Origin of the sequence: Marinimicrobium sp. UBA4509, from assembly GCF_002388575.1 — a bacterium.
GTDB lineage: Bacteria > Pseudomonadota > Gammaproteobacteria > Pseudomonadales > Cellvibrionaceae > Marinimicrobium > Marinimicrobium koreense.
The window spans coordinates 12,659-31,013 of record NZ_DGMV01000051.1; the positions used below are offsets into that span (position 1 = coordinate 12,659).

Here is an 18,355-nt window from a genome sequence, read left to right on the forward strand (position 1 = left end):
GAGTTGCTGCATGGGGGGAGGTGCGCCGGTGTCAGACGGCGCGGGTTCATCGTCGGTGTCATCCAACACCTGGGTTTTGCGCCCACCCATGATGGCGCGATAGCCAAAATAAGCGAGCACCAGAAGCAGGCCGTTGGCCAGCACCAGGCTGCCGGCCAGCAGCAGCGGGTGCGTAGGCTCCCGCGGCTCGGCGGTTGCGGTTTCCGGGCCGGCGGGTTCGGTGTCGACCACACTGGGCTGCCCCAACGTCAGGGTCGAGGGCGGTGGCTCGCTGTCCTGTCCCTGTCGTGCGCGCTCGGCGGCGGCCACACTGTCATCCAGTTCTTCGCGCAGCGAACCGATCGCATCGCCCAGCGGGTCCGGCTGCGGATCCCCCTCTTCCGGGTAGGTAAAGTACTGGGTCGGCAGATGCTCTTCAAACGCTCGCCCGTCCACTGTCTGACCGCTGGCCTGCAATGAAATCCGGTAGTTGGCCCGCTCCTCGGGACTCAACGTATGGCGCCAGATACCGGGGCTTTCGGCCTTCAGGGTAAGCACTTCACTGTGCCCGCCCGAGTGGCGGATGTGAACCACCACATCAGTTTGCCCGGGGTTGATGGTCTCTTTGCCGTCCACCATCAGATCCCAGTGCACATTGTCCCCGTCAAGCCGCTTGGTCAGGCTGACATCAAACTGGGAGGCCACAGTCATTCGGTGCGTGAACAGCCGCTCAAAGCTCTTGCCATCGAGTGTCAGCCGCAGCTCATAATCCCCGGGGCGACGGGGTGCCGGCAGCACCAACTCATAACGCCCGTCTTCGGGAGGAGGCCCCTGCCAGGTTTTCAGGGCCAACTCACTTTCGACCGTACCGCTGAGCTCCAGCGTCAAGGTCAAAAGATCCAGCAGTGCGGGGTTACTGACAATGCCCCTCTGGTCCTTCAGATAAAAATTGACCGGAATCGGCTCGCCAACATTGATGTTGTTGACCAGGGGCTCTACCACCAGTTGCAGGTTACTGATGATGGTCAGCCGGCTGTGCGGTTGCAGTTGCGCGTTGATCTCCCAGCGACCGGGGGATGGATCGGTCACCGTGATCAGATCGTAGTCCGGGGTGCCGTACCAGTGCAGATCGGGGCGCTCGGAGGCGGCATGATAGCGAAGGCCATCGGGTGAGGTGAGCTCGGTGGCGTCCTGATCCGGCGCCTTGCGCACCAGAGCGGTAAACTCCTGGATACTGTCATCGATCAGGAACAGCCCACCGGTAATTGGCAGACGCTCGGCGGGCACCGTCTGCTGAAAAATCTGCAGCAGGCTGTCCATCAGCTGTTCGGCGTTGCGCGCTTTGCTGAACAGACCATCCGAACCACGAGCCATATCGCGCAACAGTGCCTCGTCGGTCTCATCCGAGAGGCCGATGGTATGAATCCGGTAACCCAGAGCGTGCAACTGGGGGACCAGCTCATTCACCACTCGCTGCTGCTCCCGGGCACTGATTCGCGGGTCCGGACTGACGTCCACCACCCCGTCGGTCAACAGGATGATGTCGGTGCGCGGGGCGGCGCCCTCCGAGCGCTCGGCTCGATCGTAGGCCGCGCCTTCCAGCGCCGCCCCGATATGGGTATAGAGGGCAACCGAGTTGATCTCACCGACGCGCTCCAGCGCTCCGGTCTTCCAGCGATCATCAACCTCCCGGTGAGGAATCAGGGCGTTGACCTCCTGCCCAAAGGTCCACACCCCCGCCCGAGCGCCCGGGGGTAACAGGCGCACCAGCAGAGAGAGCGCCGGGCGGCGAAGATTGTCCGGGTCGGTGCGCTTCATGCTGCCGGAGATATCCACCACCAGGCGGATATCGGCCTGCTCGGTCTGCGGTTCCTGGGCGGACAGCGGTACCAGTAGCACCAGCCCCAGGATCAACAGCGCCGCCCGGCACCCGGTTTTCATGGTCAGACCAGCAGGTCCAGCGCGCGGCGGCCCTTTTCGGTCAGGTACCAGCGCACCCCTTTGCGGGTATTGAGTTTGCCCGCCAGCTGTCGGTTGACCAGCACGTTCAGTGACTTCTGGATGGTCGTCTCGTCCGCCCCGGCCTCGCGACACAAGCCCGCCATGGAGCGATAGATGTGCCGCCCCACGCCAAGCGTCTTGAGAACCTTACTGGCGGCAATATCCAGTTCTTCGTTCGGATTCAGGGGGCCGGCGTTGTCATCGACATCGGTGTCCTGCTCGGTTTCGGTATCCAGCAGCGGCAGCAACTCCTCCTGCATGACCCGCAGCTCGTGCTGCATGGCCTCAACCTGATTACGGGCCACCTGCGCCTCACGCAGAATGCGTTTTGGGGTACTGGTCAGTACCAGGCGGGAGCCAATCGCCACGATCAGACAGAAGCCCGTGTAGATGAGCAACCGCGAAGGGTCTTCCTGGATCTGGGTGATCAGGTCACTCTGAACAAAGAACAGAATCACCGGTACCAGGAACGCCGCGCCGATACCCAGCACGATACAGCGCGGCAGCGCCGCCTCGTCATCACGCTCCTGGGTCAGTTGATAGTAGTTGATTAGCCCGCCGAAGACGCCGGCAATACTCATGACCGCCGCCAGAATGAAAATGTGATTTGCCATGAAGTTCTCCTGTGCAAACGCCCAACCCTCAATACTCAAAGAAGGCAATCGGTGTGAGCGTTTAATTACTCTTAGTTATAGCAGGTTTGCCCCAGACGGCAATCTCAGTCCGCCTCGGGCTGGGCGGGTCGGGGGCGCACGAGCAACTGGAAGATCAGCGATATGACCAGTGCCACCAACCAGACGCCCAACATGATCAGTCCGGACCGCGAGGCGCTGTCCAGGGTATCGAACAGGCCGTCGAGCACCAGCACAAACAACGCCGGAGCCAGGAAAACGGCGTCGTCAACCAACATTGGACCGGGTGTCAGCAACAGTGCGGCGGCCGACACCAGGAGCAGGTGTCGCCACTCACGCCGAAATCCCCGGGTCACCCGCCAAGCGGTGACCAGAAGCGCCAAGGCTCCTACCAAATACACGATCCAGGCAAGGGTGTATCCCGTTGTCATAGGTTGTCGGCTCCTGTGTTCAGCTCTTGAGTATTCATCACTATCGAAGCGGCCCCGGGTCAGACCCAGAGCACCGCTCGCTCCTCCCATTCCTCTTCCGGCACGTCGGATTCCGAAACAAAACGTCCAGCAGCGGACACCCCGGCCCGGCGCACCGACGCGGGGTCGCCGGAGATCAGCGGATGCCAATCCGGCAGCGGGATACCCTCCGCCAGCAGCCGGTAGGCGCAGGTCGAGGGCAGCCAGTGGAAATCGGAGACGTCCTTCGGGCGCAGCACGGTGCAGTCGGGGACATTGCGTTGGCGGTTGGGGTAGTCGCTGCAGCAGGCCGTAGCCGAATCCAGATAACGGCAGGCAACATCGGTGTAGAGAATCTCCCCGGTATCTTCGTCCTCGAGTTTGTGCAGACAACACTTACCGCAGCCATCACAGAGGGACTCCCACTCCTCGGCGGTCATCTCTCCAAGCGATTTGCGCTCCCAGAAAGCCTGCTGTGCCAAGTCTCAATGCCCCAATTTGGAGTTGTGCAGGCGAACCTGAGCCGCCTCCGCATCCGCGTGGGGACTGGGCGGCATCTGCAGGTAATAACCGGGTTCTTCCAGGCAGGCCAACACACGCTCGGCGGTAGTACGCGCCAATTTACGTTCCGGGGTCAGCGCCAGCACCATGGCCGATTGCGGTGTGCCGAACCGCCGAAGCAGGTCTTCCGGAACCCGCTCAAGCCCCTCTTCGCGTTTGACGTAGAGGTACATGCCCTCTTCTTTCGGGCTGCGAAAGATCTCAACCAACTGTTTCATGAGGGCTCCTGTTGCGGCTCGACGTCCGCCCGGTGCGCTTCCGCCGTCTCGAGCAGACCCTGCCCCAGAAGCTCATGGCGCCAACCCTGTAGCCGCTCGGGCAACTCGAAGGACCCACCGTTGAGGCCGGAGCGGACAATGGCCTCGTATTCACGTTTGCGCACCAGCAGCTCCGGCGGTAAATCCTGGGCTTCCGCCAGTTCACGGACGTAGCGTTTGAGCGCTTTCATCAAGGGTGCCTCGGCCTTACCCAGGGGCGGCTCCAGTCGCTCGGGCCAGCCCGATTCCGGTTCCTCCAACGCCAGGCGAATCTCCGCCATCAGCGCCTCGCCCTCCTCTTTCTGGGTGTGGGCGGGCACCTCCTTGAGCGTGCGCAACTGGGCCAGGTCAGTGGGTTGACGGCGAGCCAGTTCCCACAGGCCATTTTCCTTGATCAGCCGGTTGCGCGGTCGATCGCGCTCTCGCGCCTCCCGCTCACGCCAGGCACTGAGCCGGCGCAGCACGGCGAGCTCCCGCGGGCGCAACTTCCAGGCCGACCCCACCTTGCGGTAATAGTCATTGAAGTCTGGCGTGCTCTTGGCGTTCGCCACCAGATCAGCGCTGTCCGCTCGCGCCCAATCCAGGCGCCCCTGCTCTCTCAGGCGCTGCAACAATTTGCCGTAGATGACCAGCATGTGCGCCACATCGAGCGCCGCGTATTTTTTCTGAGGGACCGACAGGGGTCTCTGTAGCCAATCCGAACGGGTCTCTCCCTTGGGAATCTCGATGCCCAATAGCTGTTGAATCAGATTCGCGTAACCCAGGGAAAAGCCGAAACCGGCAAAGGCGGCGCCGATCTGGGTATCAAACAGTGGCTCGGGTACCACCCCCAACCAGCGTTGGAACACTTCCAGATCCTCTGAGCAGGCGTGCAGCACTTTGGTCACGGCCGGATTCTGAAACAGGTCTCTGAGCGGCTCCAGGTTTTCAATGGCCAGCGGATCGATCAGGTAACAGCCGCGGCCATCGCCGATCTGCAGCAGGCCAGCGATCGGGTAGAAGGTCTCCGAGCGCATAAACTCGGTGTCCACCGCAATGGCGCCCTGCTGGCTCCACCGCTCGCACAGCTCAGCCAGTTCGGCGTCCTGGTCAATCCAGATGGGCTCTGTGGGTATGGTCGTCATAAGGCCTTTCGACTGGAAAATGCGTGGGCTAGCGTGCCGCCGTCGACGAACTCTAGCTCGCCCCCCAGCGGCACCCCGTGGGCAATTCGGGATACGGTGACGCCAAGATCCTTGGCCCGCTCACTGATGTAGAAGGCTGTGGTCTCCCCCTCCATGGTCGGGTTGGTCGCGAGGATGACTTCGCTGACCGCACCGGTTTTCAACTGATTGACCAACTGATCGATGCCAATGTCTTCAGGCCCGATACCGTCGATCGGCGACAGGCGGCCGAGGAGCACAAAGTACTTACCCTGGTAGCCACCGGCCTGCTCGATGGCCACCACATCCGCCGGTGTCTCCACCACGCACAGGACCGAGCCGTCCCGCCGCGGATTCTCACAGATACCGCAGACTGGCTGTTCGGTTAAAGTGCGGCACCGCTGGCAGCGCCCTACGCCATCAATAGCCTGCTCCAGGCTGCGCGCCAGACGCGCCGCGCCGTCGCGATTGTGCTCCAGCAGGTGCAGCACCATACGCTGGGCCGATTTGGGGCCAACCCCCGGCAGACAGCGCAGCGAGGAGATCAGCTCGTCAATCAGTGGACTGAATACCGATGCCATAGTCGCCTCTTAAAACGGCATTTTGAAGTCGGGCGGAATGCCCATGCCGGAGGTCATGTTAGCCATTTTTTCCTTACTGTTGGCTTCCACTTTACGTACCGCATCGTTCACCGCCGCGGCAATCAGGTCCTCAAGGACTTCTTTGTCTTCGCTCATGAGGCTGTCATCGATGTTGACGGTGCGCACGTCGTGGCGCCCGGTCATCACCACTGAGACCAGACCCGCGCCGGACTGCCCGGTGACTTCCGCCTGGGCCAACTCCTCCTGCATCTTCTGCATGTTGGCCTGCATTTCCTGGGCCTGCTTCATCAAATCGCCCAAACCTTTCATAACTCACCTCATCAATAGCGCCCCTATTCCAGGGGCTGTACCGTGTCTTCGCGCAACGTTGCGCCAAAGTGTTCGACCAGTTGTTGCACGATGGGGTCCCTTTTCATGGCTTCAAGCGCTTCGACCCGGCTCTCTTCCTTCAACCGCATGGCCTGCGCCGCCGGTGTCTCGGCCTCGACCGTGCCCGGCTGAATACGCACGCGCACCGACTCGCCAAAGTAATCACTGAGCACATCCGCCAGTCGCTGTTGCTGACTCTCGTCGTAGATGGCGCTGTGACGTTCATCGAGCATAAAATTCAGCTCATTGCCCTGCCGCCCCACCAGCACACAGTTGGCGGCGGTGCTTTGCAGTAGGCCGGTGGCGCTCAACCCCAGATAGACCTGGGCCCAGTTGTCCGGACGGGTCTCTTCCAGGGCCACCTTTGGCACCGCCGGTTTGGCCCGGGCCGCGTTGGCGGGCTCGGGAGCCGGGGCTGCAGCGCCGGTATTATTCGGCCGTGCCGCCGGCGTCGTCGTCGGCGCTGATGCTTCATTCGGTGCCCGATCCGCCGGTTGCGCCCGCGCCGTGGGTGCCGACTGATAAGGGCCATCGAACGGCGGTACCTCCTCGTCGGCCCAGGGCGGTGGCTCTTCCGCGGCCGCACTCGCCGCCGGGGCGGCCTGCTCCGATACTTTGGGAGACTCGCTATGAACCGGCTCGGGCGTTTTCGGGAGCTCGGCCTCGACCGGCTGCCGAGCGGCGCTGGCCGGCTCGGAAGCCGGCGAGGAGACGCTGTCAGGGACCGACTTTGGGGCCTGGGCGGGCTCCTCCAACGCACCAGGCTGGTCAGTCGCTTCAGGGGTCGGGGTCGACGCTGCGGTCGGGGTTGGTTCCGACGCTCCCTGCGTCATCTGTTCGGCGGCCTGAGCCTGCGTTGCCTCGGCCGTCTGAGCCGTCTGTGTCTCGGCCGCCTGAGCCGGCTTGGGAATCTGCTCGGCCAGGCGCTCACCCGGGCTGGCCGGTGTGTCGCTGGCGCCTTGCGGTAATGCTTTCTTGGGAATATCGGCCAATCCCTGCGGTTTGAACGCCAGCATCCGCAACAGCACCATTTCCAGCCCCGCGCGCGGATCCGGCGCCAGTGGCAGGTCTCGCCGGCCGAGCAAGGCGGTCTGGTAAAACAACTGAATGTCCTCGGGCGGCATCTGCTGGGCCAGCTCGAGCACCTTGTCCCGGTCACCGTGGCTGTTATCCGCCGCTTCCGGCAGCGCCTGGGCGATGGCAATCCGGTGCAGCAGCGCCAGCAGTTCGGCCAGTGCGGCCGCATAATCGGGCGCCTGCTCGGACATTTGCTCTACCGCTCCGAGGAGCGCCCGGCCATCCTGCACCGCCAGCGCGGCCAGCATCTCGTAAATGGCCCGCTGGTCAATCGTGCCCAGCATGGCCCGCACTTCGGCCTCGGTGATTTTCCCGGAGCCGTAGGCAATGGCCTGGTCGGTCAGGCTCATGGCATCGCGCATACTGCCGTCGGCGGATCGCCCCAGCAGCCACAGCGCGCTGGCCTCGAACGGCACCAGCTCTTTTTCCAGAATTTCCTGCAGGTGCTGGACAATCCGCTCCGGGTTCATGTTTTTCAGGTTGAACTGCAGACAGCGAGACAGAATGGTCACCGGCAGCTTCTGCGGATCGGTGGTGGCCAGCAGGAATTTGACGTGCGGCGGTGGCTCTTCCAGAGTCTTGAGCAGGGCATTGAAGCTGTGCCCGGAGAGCATGTGCACTTCGTCGATCAGGTAGACCTTATAGCGGCCCCGGGTGGGCGCGTACTGGACGTTTTCCAGCAGCTCACGGGTGTCTTCCACTTTGGTGCGCGAGGCCGCATCCACCTCAATCAGATCGACAAAGCGGTTTTCGGCAATTTCCGTACAGGCGGAGCACTGACCACAGGGCTCGGAGCTGACGCCGCTCTCACAGTTGAGGCATTTGGCGAGAATCCGGGCAATGGTGGTTTTACCCACACCGCGAGTGCCGGTAAAGAGGTAGGCGTGATGAAGCCGGTTGTGGTCGAGGGCGTTAATCAGCGCCTGGAGCACATGCTCCTGCCCCACGGTTTCCCGAAAGGTGCGGGGGCGGTATTTGCGGGCCAGGACTTGGTAGCTCATGCCTTCCTCAGTGGATCAGAATATCAAAACCAGGGCGGGAGTATACCGGAAGATGCCCGGTGATATATACGGCGGGTGCAGGTCTACACCGCTGCGCTCGGCCCCTACGGGAACGACAGAATTATACCAACAAGGGGGGAGATGGGTGGTGACCTGACCAGCCACACCCCGGCACATGACTGACTGCTACCGTTGCTCCCTTCCGGGCCTGGCGGGGTTCACAGCTGATCATTGCGAGGGGACCGGAAAGGCCACCATAGTCGCTCGACGCCGGGGGAATCCCCCTGAAACAGCCGGTGGCTGTGGTCGAGTGGGGCGCATTATGCGCAGTTTGCCCCCCTATTGCAACCTCAATTGAGCAGCATCGACGCACCGGGCCCCAGGGGCAAACCGAGCCAGAACCACACCAGCATCAGTCCACTCCAACCCAGCAGGAACACCAGGCTGTAGGGCAACATCATCGCCATCAGTGTGCCGATACCCAGGTCCGGCTTATAGCGCTGAGCGAACGCCACCACCACGCCAAAATAAGGCATCAGCGGGGTAATGATGTTGGTGCTGCTGTCACCAATCCGGAAGGCCATCTGGGTCGCCTCCGGGCTGATCCCCAACAAAAACAGCATGGGAACAAAGACCGGCGCCAACAGCCCCCACTTGGCGGATGCACTGCCGACAAACAGATTGATAAACGCCGCCATAAAGACAAACACCAGCAGCAAAACACTGTTCGGTAATGCCAGGCCTTGCAGTCCCTCGGCACCGCTGACGGCAAGCAAGGTGCCCAACTGACTCCAGGAGAAATAATTCACAAACTGAGCGGCAAAGAACATCAGCACCAGATAACCGGCCATGGTCGCCATGGTTCCCTCCATGGCCTCCACCAACGCCTGGCTGCTGCCATACCGGCCGCTGACGCGCCCGAACAGCCAGCCGGCCACACCGGCATAGAATGCAATCAACACCACGATGCCTTGCATTGCCGCTGAACCGAGAAACCCCGGATTATTCGGGTCACGCAGCGGCGCCCCCTCCGGAACCGCCGCCACAAGAACAACCAGAACAAACAGAAGCGTCCACACCGCCACCAGCCAGAGGCCTCGACGCTCTGCAATTGACAGGGTGTGCTCCTCATCGGGAGCCGTTTCCGCGAGCCGCTCTGGGCCCTCGCTCCTGGCCAGGTGGGGCATCACCCATCGCTCAGTCACCCAGGCTCCAAGCACACTCAACACCAGGGTGGACACGGCGGCAAAGTAATAGTTGGCCTCAATACCCACTGTGTATTCGGGGGCGACGATGGCGACCGCCTCGGTACTCATTCCGCTGAGAATGACGTCCACCGGACCAATCAGCAGGTTGGCACTGTACCCGGCGGACACCCCCGCAAATGCCGCTGCGATACCCGCCAAGGGTGGTCGCCCCGCGGCGGCAAACATCAGGCCCGCCAGAGGAATCAGGACCACGTAGCCCGCATCCATGGCCAGGTTGGACAGAATGCCGGCAAAGACCACCATCCAGCTCAACAGCCCCTGCGGAGTGGACCGCACCAGGCGCTCCAGCAACACCCGCAACAGCCCGGAGTGCTCGGCCACCCCCAAACCCAGCATGGCCACCAGGACCGTGCCCACCGGCGCAAAGGAAACAAAGTTCTCAACCGTGTGAGTCAGCGCCCAGCGAATCCCCTCGGCACTCAACAGGCTGCGCACCGCAATACGCTCATCCTGCCCCGGCAGGCGGGTGGATACATCAAAGGCGGCCACGACCGCGGATACCAGTACCAATAACAGAGTGAGCCACAGGAACAGCATCGCAGGTGCCGGCAATCGATTGCCCCAGCGGGCGATGGCCGCCAAGGGGCCAGATGTGGCTTGAGAAGCGGGCTCAGTGACGCTCATAAACAATTCCGGTTGCGTTAAAGAATGGTAAGCGGCACTTGCAATCACACCGCACCAGCGTTGTAATGCATGTTTTACGGCCTGTCCAGCGCACAGGCCGGTTCGATTTCTCATGTCACCATCCAGCAGGAGCACAGCATGGCAACTGTTACATTGAAAGGTAACCCGTTTAAAACCAGTGGTGAACTGCCCGCGAAAGGCAGTGCGGCGCCTGACTTCACTCTGGTCAAGACTGACCTGTCAGAAGTCAATCTGAGTGACTTTAAAGGCAAGCGAGTGGTGCTCAACATCTTCCCCAGCGTCGATACACCCACCTGCGCGCAATCGGTCCGCTCGTTCAACGAGAAGGCCAGCGCCCTGGACAACACCGTGGTTCTCTGTGTCTCTGAAGATCTGCCCTTTGCCATGGCACGCTTTTGCGGCGCCGAGGGACTGGACCAGGTGATTCCCGCCTCGGCTTTCCGCTCCAACTTTGCCGAGAGCTATGGCGTTCGCATGGTCGAGGGCCCGCTGACCGGACTGGATGCCCGCGCGGTGGTCGTAGTCGATCAGGACGGTAAGGTCAGCTACACCCAATTGGTCAGCGAAGTGGCGGACGAGCCGGATTACGACGCCGCCATTCAGGCTCTTGGCTGATCGGCGCGCTCCGGGGTCCACGCAACACGCTACGGCCCCGCCCCAACAAAAAAGCCAGCACTCGGTGAGTGCTGGCTTTTTTGTACGTTGCCTTTAACCGTGTTTCAGGCCACCTGACGCCCGCCCGGTGCGGCATCCTCGGGCGTCAACCACTCCCGCACTCGCTGCGCGCCCTGCATCAGGCCGCGACTGTTACTCGCCGATGCCGGGTATTGACTCACCCCCCACCCCCATCGACCGATCGAGGCGTTACTCAGGAACGCAGTGTTGAGGGTCACCAGCTTCCGCTTGACCTCTTCCCCCGACAAAGGCTGATGCAAAACCATAAAGCTGTCGCTACTGTAGCGCACCACCTGCTCGGCGCGACTGAAACTGCGTTTGAGCTGCTGAGCCACTTCCAGCACCTGCGCGTCATCCGGATTCTGCAGCTCAACATAAAACAGCAGGAAAGGTTCGGGCTGGGCGCCCCGCGCGGTGACGGTCAGCCGCTCCAGAAGCTGACGCTCCAGGTGACTGCGATTGGGAAGCCCCGTGGCGGCATCGTAGAAGGCCGCCTGCCGGGCCTGATCCTGAGCCCGTTCCTGCGCTTGCCGCGCCCGGTCCCGCGCCCGAAGATCACTGTAAGCAACATAGATCGCCAACAGCAGCAAGCCACTCACGACGATCGCCGTGGGCACCCCCATCCAGTTCCCCTGCAAGTGGTTACCCTGGTCCATGGCGCCGTCCATCGGGTAGATGGCCGCGACCATCCCCGAGTAATGCATGCCACAAATGGCCGCACCCATCACCAGGGCCGCCAGGGCTTTGACCCACACCGCATACTGGACCGGCACGTCGCGGATTTTGCGACAGATCATCAGCGCTGCCCCGGATGCTCCCACCGCAATCGCGGCGGAGATCGATACCCAGACGGGATCGTATTGAATCGCCGGCTGCATCTGCATGGCATACATGCCCAGATAGTGCATGGAAAAGATACCCGCCCCCATAATCAGTGACGCGGCCGCGATGGCCGCCGCGCTGACCCGGGGCAAGGTGATCACGTGCAGTGCCAGCCCCGACGCCACCAGCGCCGGAAGCCAGGACAAGACCGTCAACCCGGCGTTGAACGACATGGTCATTTCCATGGGCATCTCAAAGGCACTCATGCCTACAAAGTGCATGGACCATATCCCCGTGCCCAGACAGAGTGCGCCAGCGACCAACCAGTTACGCCGCTGAGCCCCGTCGAAATGAAATACCCGGGTACCGAAATAGATGGCCGTGTAGGACGCGATCACCGCCACGCAGTAGGACGCGATTACCAGAATCGCATTGTAGGAGCCTGTCATAGGGAAAGTCCGCTGTTGGTGCCTCAGTCATTATTGACGTTCCGTGTTGTTACGCGCCACAGCAGGACTTGGATCAGGACGACACCCGACGCACCCCGGTCAAATGCTTGAGACAGTGCTCGCGAGCCAAGCGGAGGAAATCCTGCATGAACGGCGCATCCAACTGAGCTTCGCGCACTGCGGCATACAGAATGGGCCAGACACCTCGGGGGCCGGCGGAGCGGACCGTGATCAGTGCCTGATCGACATATTCAGCCAGAACCCAGTTCGGCAGTGCCGAAACACCCCGTCCACTGGCTACCAACTGCACCATCATCAATGTCAGCTCGGCGGTACGCACCGACGCGGGCTCAACCCCGGCGGGCTCCAGGAACTGTTTGAACACGTCCAGACGGCTGCGCTCAACCGGGTAGGTGATCAGCGTCTGCTCCAGCAGGTCCTCGGGTTCGATCCAGGGACGCTCCGCCAGCGGGTGCTCCCGCCCCAGGGCGAACTGCATTTCGTAGGCGAACAGCGGGACATACTCCACCCCACGAATCAGTTGCGGATCCGCGGTCACCACCAGGTCAATATCCCCCTGAACCAGGGCCGGCAGCGGCTCAAACGTAAAGCCACCGGAGAAATCCAGCTCCACGGCCGGCCAATGATTCCGGTACCGCTCAATGGTGGGCATCAACCAGTTGAAACAACTGTGACACTCAATGGCCATATTGAGCCGACCGGCCTCGCCGTGCAGCAGCTTGTGCACCTCCCGTTCGGCGTCCTCCAGCCGGCCCAGCACATCGTCCGCCAGCGCCAGCAAGCGCTTACCCGCCGGGGTAAAGCGCACCGGCCGACTCTTGCGCACGAACAGCTCACCGCCAAGACGGCTCTCCAGGTCCTTCAACTGGTGCGACAGCGCGGACTGGGTCAGGTGGACCCGTTCGGCCGCATCCACCAGGGAGCCGGTTTCTCGCAGAGCCACCAGGGTTTTCAGATGACGTATTTCCAACATCGATTGGGTTTCACTCCTCAACAATCGGCCCGGAGAACACCGCCAGCGGACCAATATTAATAAAATTCATAGTAAATCTGAAAATACTCCGTTTGATTCATAGTAGCACTTTACCGAGAATGCGCCCACTACATCGAGACTGACTCGCAACCCCTTTTTGTCGACCATCACTTTATCCCGAGGACCTTATGCACCCGATACTCACCCACAATCTGGGCTTCCCCCGCATCGGCGCCGACCGAGAACTCAAACGGGCTTTGGAGGCCTACTGGCGCGGCGACCTCTCCAAGGAGGCTCTGGAAGACACTGGGCGGACACTGCGCCGCCGACACTGGCAGCAACAGGCGGATGCCGGCCTGAGCTGGATTCCCACCGGTGACTTTGCCTGGTACGACCAGGTCCTGACCCTGTCCGCCACTCTCGGTAATGTTCCCGTGCGCCACCGGGCCGAAGCCCGGAACACCGGCGCTGAACCGGGCTCCCACTCCGAATGTGGCTGCAGCGAGCCGATTGACGCCCCGGAGGCGCCCGAGGGGCCCTGCCGACAGGTGGATCTGGACACGCTGTTTCGGATGGCGCGGGGGCGAGCACCGACCGGCGCGGCCAGTAGCGCCTGTGAAATGACCAAGTGGTTCGACACCAACTATCACTACCTGGTACCGGAATTTCACCCCGACCAGACCTTTGAGTTGAGCTATCGGCAGATCATCGATGAGACCCGGGAGGCCATCGCCCTCGGGCACCAGGTCAAGCCGGTGATTCTCGGTCCGCTCAGCTATCTGTGGCTGGGCAAAGAAAAAGCGGACAATTTTGATCGGCTGAGCCTGCTTGAGGCGCTGCTGCCGGCCTATCAGCAATTGCTGGATGCTCTGGCCGATGCCGGCGCCAAGTGGGTGCAGATTGATGAGCCGATTCTGGTGCTGGACTTGCCCGCTGCCTGGCAACAGGCCTTCGAGCCGACTTACCATCGCCTGCAGAACCGAGCGGTCAAACTGCTACTGGCCACCTATTTCGGCGCCCTCGGCGAGAATCTGTCCACTGCGGTGCAGTTGCCGGTCGCCGGCCTTCACATCGACGCGGTGCGCGCACCGGAGCAGCTATTGAACGTCGTCGACCGCCTGCCGGTACACAAGGTGCTGTCGGTGGGGATAATCGACGGGCGAAATATCTGGCGTACCGACCTGAGAGCGGCACGGGAAACGCTCGCCGAACTCGCCGAACGGCTGGGAGAGCGACTCTGGCTGGCCCCTTCCTGCTCACTGCTGCACGTGCCGGTGGACCTGAAACGGGAACAGGCCCTGGAGCCAGAGCTGAAAAGCTGGCTGGCCTTCGCGCTGCAGAAGGTCGACGAAGTGGTGACTCTGGCACAGTTACTGGCGCCCGAGCCGGCTCCATCCGCACTGGCTGCACTTGAGGCCAGCGATCAGTCGGTGCGCTCCCGGCGTGAATCCCGCCGCGTCCACAACCCGGCGGTGCAGGAGCGCCTGAGCGCCATTTCTCCCACCGACAGTCAGCGCCAGAGCCGGTTTGCGCAGCGGTCGGCCAAACAACAGGCACTCCTGCAATTGCCGGAATTTCCGACCACGACCATTGGCTCTTTTCCCCAGACCGATGATATCCGTCAGGCACGCCGAGCCTACAAGCAGGGACAACTGTCCGAAGTGGAGTATCGCAATCGTATGCGCCAGGCCATTGCCGATGCCATTGTTCGCCAGGAGCAATTGGGGCTGGATGTACTGGTGCACGGCGAAGCCGAGCGCAATGACATGGTGGAATATTTCGGTGAGCAGCTCGACGGCTACGCTTTCACCCAGTTTGGCTGGGTCCAGAGTTATGGCTCCCGCTGTGTGAAGCCGCCCATCATTTACGGTGATGTGGCCCGCCCCCGGGCCATGACCACCCAGTGGGCCCGCTACGCCCAGTCCCTGAGCCGCAGACCGGTCAAGGGGATGCTGACCGGCCCGATTACCATGCTGTTCTGGTCCTTTGTGCGCAACGACCAACCCCGCTCTGTGACAGCACGACAGATCGCCCTGGCACTCAGGGACGAAGTCAAAGATCTGGAGACCTCCGGCATTCAGATCATCCAGATTGACGAGCCTGCCCTGCGCGAAGGTCTGCCGTTGAAGCGGAAAGATTGGGGGGAGTACCTTGACTGGGCGGTAGAGGCGTTTCGTCTGAGCGCCAGTGGCGTGAACGATGAAACCCAGATTCATACCCATATGTGTTATTCAGAGTTCAACGACATCATCGATGCCATTGCGGCATTGGACGCGGATGTGATCACCATTGAGACGTCACGCTCCCAGGGTGAGCTGCTCGATGCCTTCGAGCAGTTCTCCTACCCGAATGACATTGGCCCGGGCGTATACGACATTCATTCACCCAATGTGCCCCCGGTCGAGGCCATGGTGACCCTGATGGAGCAGGCGGCTCAACGGCTACCGAAGGAACGTCTCTGGGTCAATCCGGACTGCGGCCTGAAAACCCGGGGCTGGGTGGAAACCGAAGCCGCCCTGGCCAACATGGTCAGCGCCGCTCGACGCCTGCGCGAACGTTCTAGCGACGCTGCCTGAGTCGGGCCCTCAGGCCTGGCGGCGCCGGGGAGCACGGGCCTGCCCGCTGCCCTCGTGCCGCCGCCCTTCCAGCAGCGACTGAAGCGCCGACCGGGAGCCATTGCTGGCCACCGGTTCGGCGCGCAGCGCCATGGGGGAGCGCCCGACCCACTCTGCACGCCAACGCCAGAACTCCGGATGTTCCGGGTCGCCGCGCAACTCGATGATGCTCAACCGGTCGGGAACCAGCGGGAGCTGCTCCATCAACTGCATCAGAAACGGTTCGGCATTCTTGCCAAAAAAACTGGAGGCCTGTTGGCGGGGCGCACTCACGAACAGGGTATCGCGGTGTTCCCCGGGCATAAACTTCACACCCAATACAACGGGCTGCCCGAGACGGTTGGTCAGGGACAGGGGTTCAACAGCGGGATGGGGCATAACGGCTCACGTCCAGGAGGCATCCGCCTCGACTATCCACAAAGCGGCGCAGTGTACGGATCCACAGGGGAACTACAAGTGATAATTGCGTGACATTTGATCTGGCCCCAGGAGTAACCGGTTGCAATCACCCGCTGGCCCCATGTCGGTCATGAAGAGGGCGTGATGTCCGGCTCCGCAACAGGACGCCCACGAATAACACTGTTGTGCCCATGGGTTTTGGCGTAGTAAAGCGCCTGATCGGCCGAGGCAATCAGTTGAGATATGCCGGCTCCGGGCTCGCAGGCCACCCCGGCGCTCAGAGTGAGCACACCGAGCGGACTCGGGGCGTGTTCGATGCGAAGCTTCTGCACCGCGTCGCACACCCGGCTGGCGCCGAGCCAGGCCCCTTCCAAGTCGGTATCCAGCATTAACAACAGCAGCTCCTCACCACCGTACCGGTAGAGGGTATCGCCCTGACGCAGATGGCCGGTAATGGTTTCGCAGACCCGCTGCAACGCCCGATCTCCCGCCTGATGACCGTAATAGTCGTTGTATTTCTTGAACCAGTCCAGATCCAGCAATGCCAGGGCAAAACGGCGCTTGGGATGCGTTGCCAGGACCTTGAGGTCGCGCTCCATCGCGCGACGATTGCCGATATTGAGCAGGGAATCCTGCAGGGACTCCGCCCTGAGTACGCGATTGACACTGACCAACTCGGTCTGGCGCTCCAATATCTGAATATACGCCTGTGCCATGTCAGTGTGAGTGATCATGCCCACCAGTGCCCCCCGGTCGTCCAGCACCGGCATCTGGCGCTGACGATATTCCTGCGCGCGTTTGAGCGCCTCCAGCAGCGACGCTCCGGCGGGCACACAGACCGGATTGACGGTCATCACATCCGCCGCCCGTCCGACCTCAACCCGGCCGGATTCGAGCACCTGGGCCAGCGCCGACACCAGATCTTTTTCCCGAATCAGGCCCGCCACTCGGCCGCCGTCCATCACAACGGCACAGGAGTGCTGATTGCGGCGCATCAGAGCCAGTACTTCGATCAGGCTCTGGCCGCCATTCACCTGGGTGCCCACCGGGGTCATCAACTCTTGAACGGTCATCATCACGGACTCCGCTTCCGACGTCAGTCAACCACTCTCACTATATGCTTCCGCCTGAACCGGCCGGAGCGCCAAAAATCGTGCATCTTACCACGGTTGGCGCCGAATTCATCTACCGGTTGTCGGTTTTCTGGCACACCCGAGCGGCATTCGACCCGTTTCTGCCAGTCCTGCGGATTTTATTCGTCCGATGTCGGTCCAACCGCGGAGCATTTGCGCCAATATTTGACACGAAGCCCCGAGGCGCCGAGAATCGCGGGCTTCCCCAAAATCTCAGGTACACAAAGGCATGCGTAATACTCGAGACAACGGCTTGATCTCCGTCACCCGCTTCGGCCTGCCCCTGCTGCTCGCCCTGACTCTGGGCGCCTGTGGCAGTGACAGCGACAATAACCAGAACACCTCATCCAGCTCCAGCTCAAGCTCCAGCAGCTTCAGCGGGGGTATTGATAACGCGGGCAATACCGGAGGCGTAAGCGACGCCGAGTGGCCGGAAATCAATGTCGAATCAGTAGAGCCCAAGGAGATCCGTTTTTCCTGGACCGCCGTTGAAGGTGCTGAGTATTACCAGCTGCAGAAGAAACCAGGCGACGGCAGTGGCTACGAGGTGGTAGCTGACAACCTGACCGAAACAGAGGCCAGCGACACCGTCGCGGTGCACCAGCATGACTGGCACAACGCCCTTTATACCGTCACCGCCTGTTTGAACGCCGACTGCTCCGAATACGACGATTCCAACGAGCAACTGACCCTGAACGTCATGCTCGACACCATCGGCTTTGTCAAAGCCGACAGCAACGAAGCCGCCGACTGGTTTGGCTGGGCGGTCGCCCTCTCGGCCGATGGCCAGACCCTGGCGGTCAGCGCGCCCCGCGAAGCCAGTCAGGCACGGGGCGTCAACGGTGATGCCTCCGACAACTCCGTATTCGGTGCCGGCGCCGTTTACGTGTTCCGCCTGGTGGACGGCCTGTGGCAGCAGGAGGCCTATCTGAAAGCCTCCAACACTGAAGCGCCCAGCGAAAACGACGACGGTGACAATACCACCCGATACAACGACCGCTTCGGCTTCGCCCTGTCCCTGTCGGACGGCGGCGATGTGCTCGCGGTCAGTGCGACCCTGGAAGACAGCGACGGAACCGGCGTGAATCCGGAACAGGACAATAATGGCGCCCCCGGAACCGGCGCGGTGTATGTCTTCAAACGCGGGGAGGAAGGCTGGGCGCAGGACGCCTTTCTCAAGGCCTCCAATGCCGAACCCCCGGAAGAAGAGGAAGAAGAAACCGACGAGACGGCCGAAGACGATGGCACCGATGACCCGGCAGCGGACGACGAAACAGAAGACGGG

Annotated in this window: 16 protein-coding genes, 1 other RNA gene and 1 pseudogene; 3 read left to right on the forward strand and 15 right to left on the reverse strand. The window is 61.9% G+C overall.

The features are described from left to right. The 11 genes from B3520_RS08980 to B3520_RS09030 all read right to left on the reverse strand — a co-directional run. Positions 1–1,920: vWA domain-containing protein (locus B3520_RS08980; protein ID WP_286875891.1), on the reverse strand; the 1,920-nt coding region annotated here is incomplete at its 3' end. A 2-nt stretch (positions 1,921–1,922) separates the two neighbouring features. After that, entirely contained in the window at positions 1,923–2,594 is a 672-nt protein-coding gene (locus B3520_RS08985) for a YEATS-associated helix-containing protein (RefSeq protein WP_123636946.1), read from the reverse strand. A gap of 104 nt (positions 2,595–2,698) precedes the next feature. Continuing rightward, the gene (locus tag B3520_RS08990) at positions 2,699–3,043 is read right to left on the reverse strand and encodes a hypothetical protein (protein ID WP_123636945.1); all 345 of its coding nucleotides are present in this window, start codon (positions 3,041–3,043) and stop codon (positions 2,699–2,701) included. Positions 3,044–3,102: 59 nt separating this feature from the next. After that, entirely contained in the window at positions 3,103–3,543 is a 441-nt protein-coding gene (locus B3520_RS08995; RefSeq protein ID WP_123636944.1) for a YcgN family cysteine cluster protein, read from the reverse strand. A 3-nt stretch (positions 3,544–3,546) separates the two neighbouring features. Further along, positions 3,547–3,840 (reverse strand): YcgL domain-containing protein, encoded by a 294-nt coding sequence (locus B3520_RS09000; RefSeq protein ID WP_286805144.1) that lies wholly within the window; start codon positions 3,838–3,840, stop codon positions 3,547–3,549. Further along, positions 3,837–5,003 (reverse strand): ribonuclease D, encoded by a 1,167-nt coding sequence (gene rnd / locus B3520_RS09005; RefSeq protein WP_286805142.1) that lies wholly within the window; start codon positions 5,001–5,003, stop codon positions 3,837–3,839. The genes B3520_RS09000 and rnd overlap by 4 nt, the downstream gene beginning before the upstream one ends. Then, positions 5,000–5,602 carry a recombination mediator RecR gene (gene recR, locus B3520_RS09010; RefSeq protein WP_123636942.1) on the reverse strand — a complete coding sequence of 201 codons (603 nt, stop codon included), beginning with the start codon at positions 5,600–5,602 and terminating at the stop codon, positions 5,000–5,002. The genes rnd and recR overlap by 4 nt, the downstream gene beginning before the upstream one ends. Positions 5,603–5,611: 9 nt before the next feature. Next, on the reverse strand, positions 5,612–5,932 hold the full coding sequence (locus B3520_RS09015; RefSeq protein WP_123636941.1) for a YbaB/EbfC family nucleoid-associated protein: 321 nt from the start codon (positions 5,930–5,932) through the stop codon (positions 5,612–5,614). A gap of 23 nt (positions 5,933–5,955) precedes the next feature. After that, on the reverse strand, positions 5,956–8,070 hold the full coding sequence (gene dnaX, locus B3520_RS09020; protein ID WP_123636940.1) for a DNA polymerase III subunit gamma/tau: 2,115 nt from the start codon (positions 8,068–8,070) through the stop codon (positions 5,956–5,958). A gap of 152 nt (positions 8,071–8,222) precedes the next feature. Continuing rightward, an RNA gene (ffs, locus tag B3520_RS09025) (signal recognition particle sRNA small type) lies at positions 8,223–8,318 on the reverse strand. Positions 8,319–8,420: 102 nt separating this feature from the next. After that, a complete protein-coding gene (locus tag B3520_RS09030; protein ID WP_286805138.1) occupies positions 8,421–9,962 on the reverse strand; it encodes an AbgT family transporter in 1,542 nt (513 codons plus the stop codon). Positions 9,963–10,100: 138 nt separating this feature from the next. On the opposite strand from B3520_RS09030, the gene tpx reads away from it, so the two are divergent. Beyond that, positions 10,101–10,598 (forward strand): thiol peroxidase, encoded by a 498-nt coding sequence (tpx, locus tag B3520_RS09035; protein WP_123636938.1) that lies wholly within the window; start codon positions 10,101–10,103, stop codon positions 10,596–10,598. A 104-nt stretch (positions 10,599–10,702) separates the two neighbouring features. Here the strand turns inward: tpx and B3520_RS09040 are convergent, their stop codons facing one another. Then, positions 10,703–11,929: an MHYT domain-containing protein gene (locus tag B3520_RS09040; RefSeq protein WP_123636937.1), complete on the reverse strand. Its 1,227-nt coding sequence runs from the start codon at positions 11,927–11,929 to the stop codon at positions 10,703–10,705. A 73-nt stretch (positions 11,930–12,002) separates the two neighbouring features. Next, a complete protein-coding gene (locus B3520_RS09045; RefSeq protein ID WP_024459642.1) occupies positions 12,003–12,923 on the reverse strand; it encodes a LysR family transcriptional regulator in 921 nt (306 codons plus the stop codon). A gap of 188 nt (positions 12,924–13,111) precedes the next feature. Here B3520_RS09045 and metE point away from each other — a divergent pair, with 188 nt between their 5' ends. After that, positions 13,112–15,499: a 5-methyltetrahydropteroyltriglutamate--homocysteine S-methyltransferase gene (metE, locus tag B3520_RS09050; protein WP_286805134.1), complete on the forward strand. Its 2,388-nt coding sequence runs from the start codon at positions 13,112–13,114 to the stop codon at positions 15,497–15,499. Positions 15,500–15,508: 9 nt separating this feature from the next. Here metE and B3520_RS09055 read toward each other — a convergent pair whose 3' ends face one another. Together B3520_RS09055 and B3520_RS09060 are read right to left on the reverse strand one after the other, a co-directional pair. Then, a complete protein-coding gene (locus B3520_RS09055) occupies positions 15,509–15,916 on the reverse strand; it encodes a hypothetical protein (RefSeq protein WP_123636935.1) in 408 nt (135 codons plus the stop codon). 149 nt (positions 15,917–16,065) lie between these two features. Further along, positions 16,066–17,013: a diguanylate cyclase gene (locus tag B3520_RS09060; protein WP_286805133.1), complete on the reverse strand. Its 948-nt coding sequence runs from the start codon at positions 17,011–17,013 to the stop codon at positions 16,066–16,068. Positions 17,014–17,299: 286 nt separating this feature from the next. Here B3520_RS09060 and B3520_RS09065 point away from each other — a divergent pair. Further along, positions 17,300–18,355: pseudogene (locus tag B3520_RS09065) on the forward strand (hypothetical protein); the annotation flags it as partial.

What these genes read in the sequence shown, in the direction of transcription:
- B3520_RS08985 (WP_123636946.1), bottom strand. Translation starts at nt 2,594, where the DNA reads ATGGCAAATCACATTTTCATTCTGGCGGCGGTCATGAGTATTGCCGGC.
- B3520_RS08990 (WP_123636945.1), bottom strand. Translation starts at nt 3,043, where the DNA reads ATGACAACGGGATACACCCTTGCCTGGATCGTGTATTTGGTAGGAGCC.
- B3520_RS09000 (WP_286805144.1), bottom strand. Translation starts at nt 3,840, where the DNA reads ATGAAACAGTTGGTTGAGATCTTTCGCAGCCCGAAAGAAGAGGGCATG.
- rnd (WP_286805142.1), bottom strand. Translation starts at nt 5,003, where the DNA reads ATGACGACCATACCCACAGAGCCCATCTGGATTGACCAGGACGCCGAA.
- recR (WP_123636942.1), bottom strand. Translation starts at nt 5,602, where the DNA reads ATGGCATCGGTATTCAGTCCACTGATTGACGAGCTGATCTCCTCGCTG.
- B3520_RS09015 (WP_123636941.1), bottom strand. Translation starts at nt 5,932, where the DNA reads ATGAAAGGTTTGGGCGATTTGATGAAGCAGGCCCAGGAAATGCAGGCC.
- dnaX (WP_123636940.1), bottom strand. Translation starts at nt 8,070, where the DNA reads ATGAGCTACCAAGTCCTGGCCCGCAAATACCGCCCCCGCACCTTTCGG.
- B3520_RS09030 (WP_286805138.1), bottom strand. Translation starts at nt 9,962, where the DNA reads ATGAGCGTCACTGAGCCCGCTTCTCAAGCCACATCTGGCCCCTTGGCG.
- tpx (WP_123636938.1), top strand. Translation starts at nt 10,101, where the DNA reads ATGGCAACTGTTACATTGAAAGGTAACCCGTTTAAAACCAGTGGTGAA.
- B3520_RS09040 (WP_123636937.1), bottom strand. Translation starts at nt 11,929, where the DNA reads ATGACAGGCTCCTACAATGCGATTCTGGTAATCGCGTCCTACTGCGTG.
- B3520_RS09045 (WP_024459642.1), bottom strand. Translation starts at nt 12,923, where the DNA reads ATGTTGGAAATACGTCATCTGAAAACCCTGGTGGCTCTGCGAGAAACC.
- metE (WP_286805134.1), top strand. Translation starts at nt 13,112, where the DNA reads ATGCACCCGATACTCACCCACAATCTGGGCTTCCCCCGCATCGGCGCC.
- B3520_RS09055 (WP_123636935.1), bottom strand. Translation starts at nt 15,916, where the DNA reads ATGCCCCATCCCGCTGTTGAACCCCTGTCCCTGACCAACCGTCTCGGG.
- B3520_RS09060 (WP_286805133.1), bottom strand. Translation starts at nt 17,013, where the DNA reads ATGATGACCGTTCAAGAGTTGATGACCCCGGTGGGCACCCAGGTGAAT.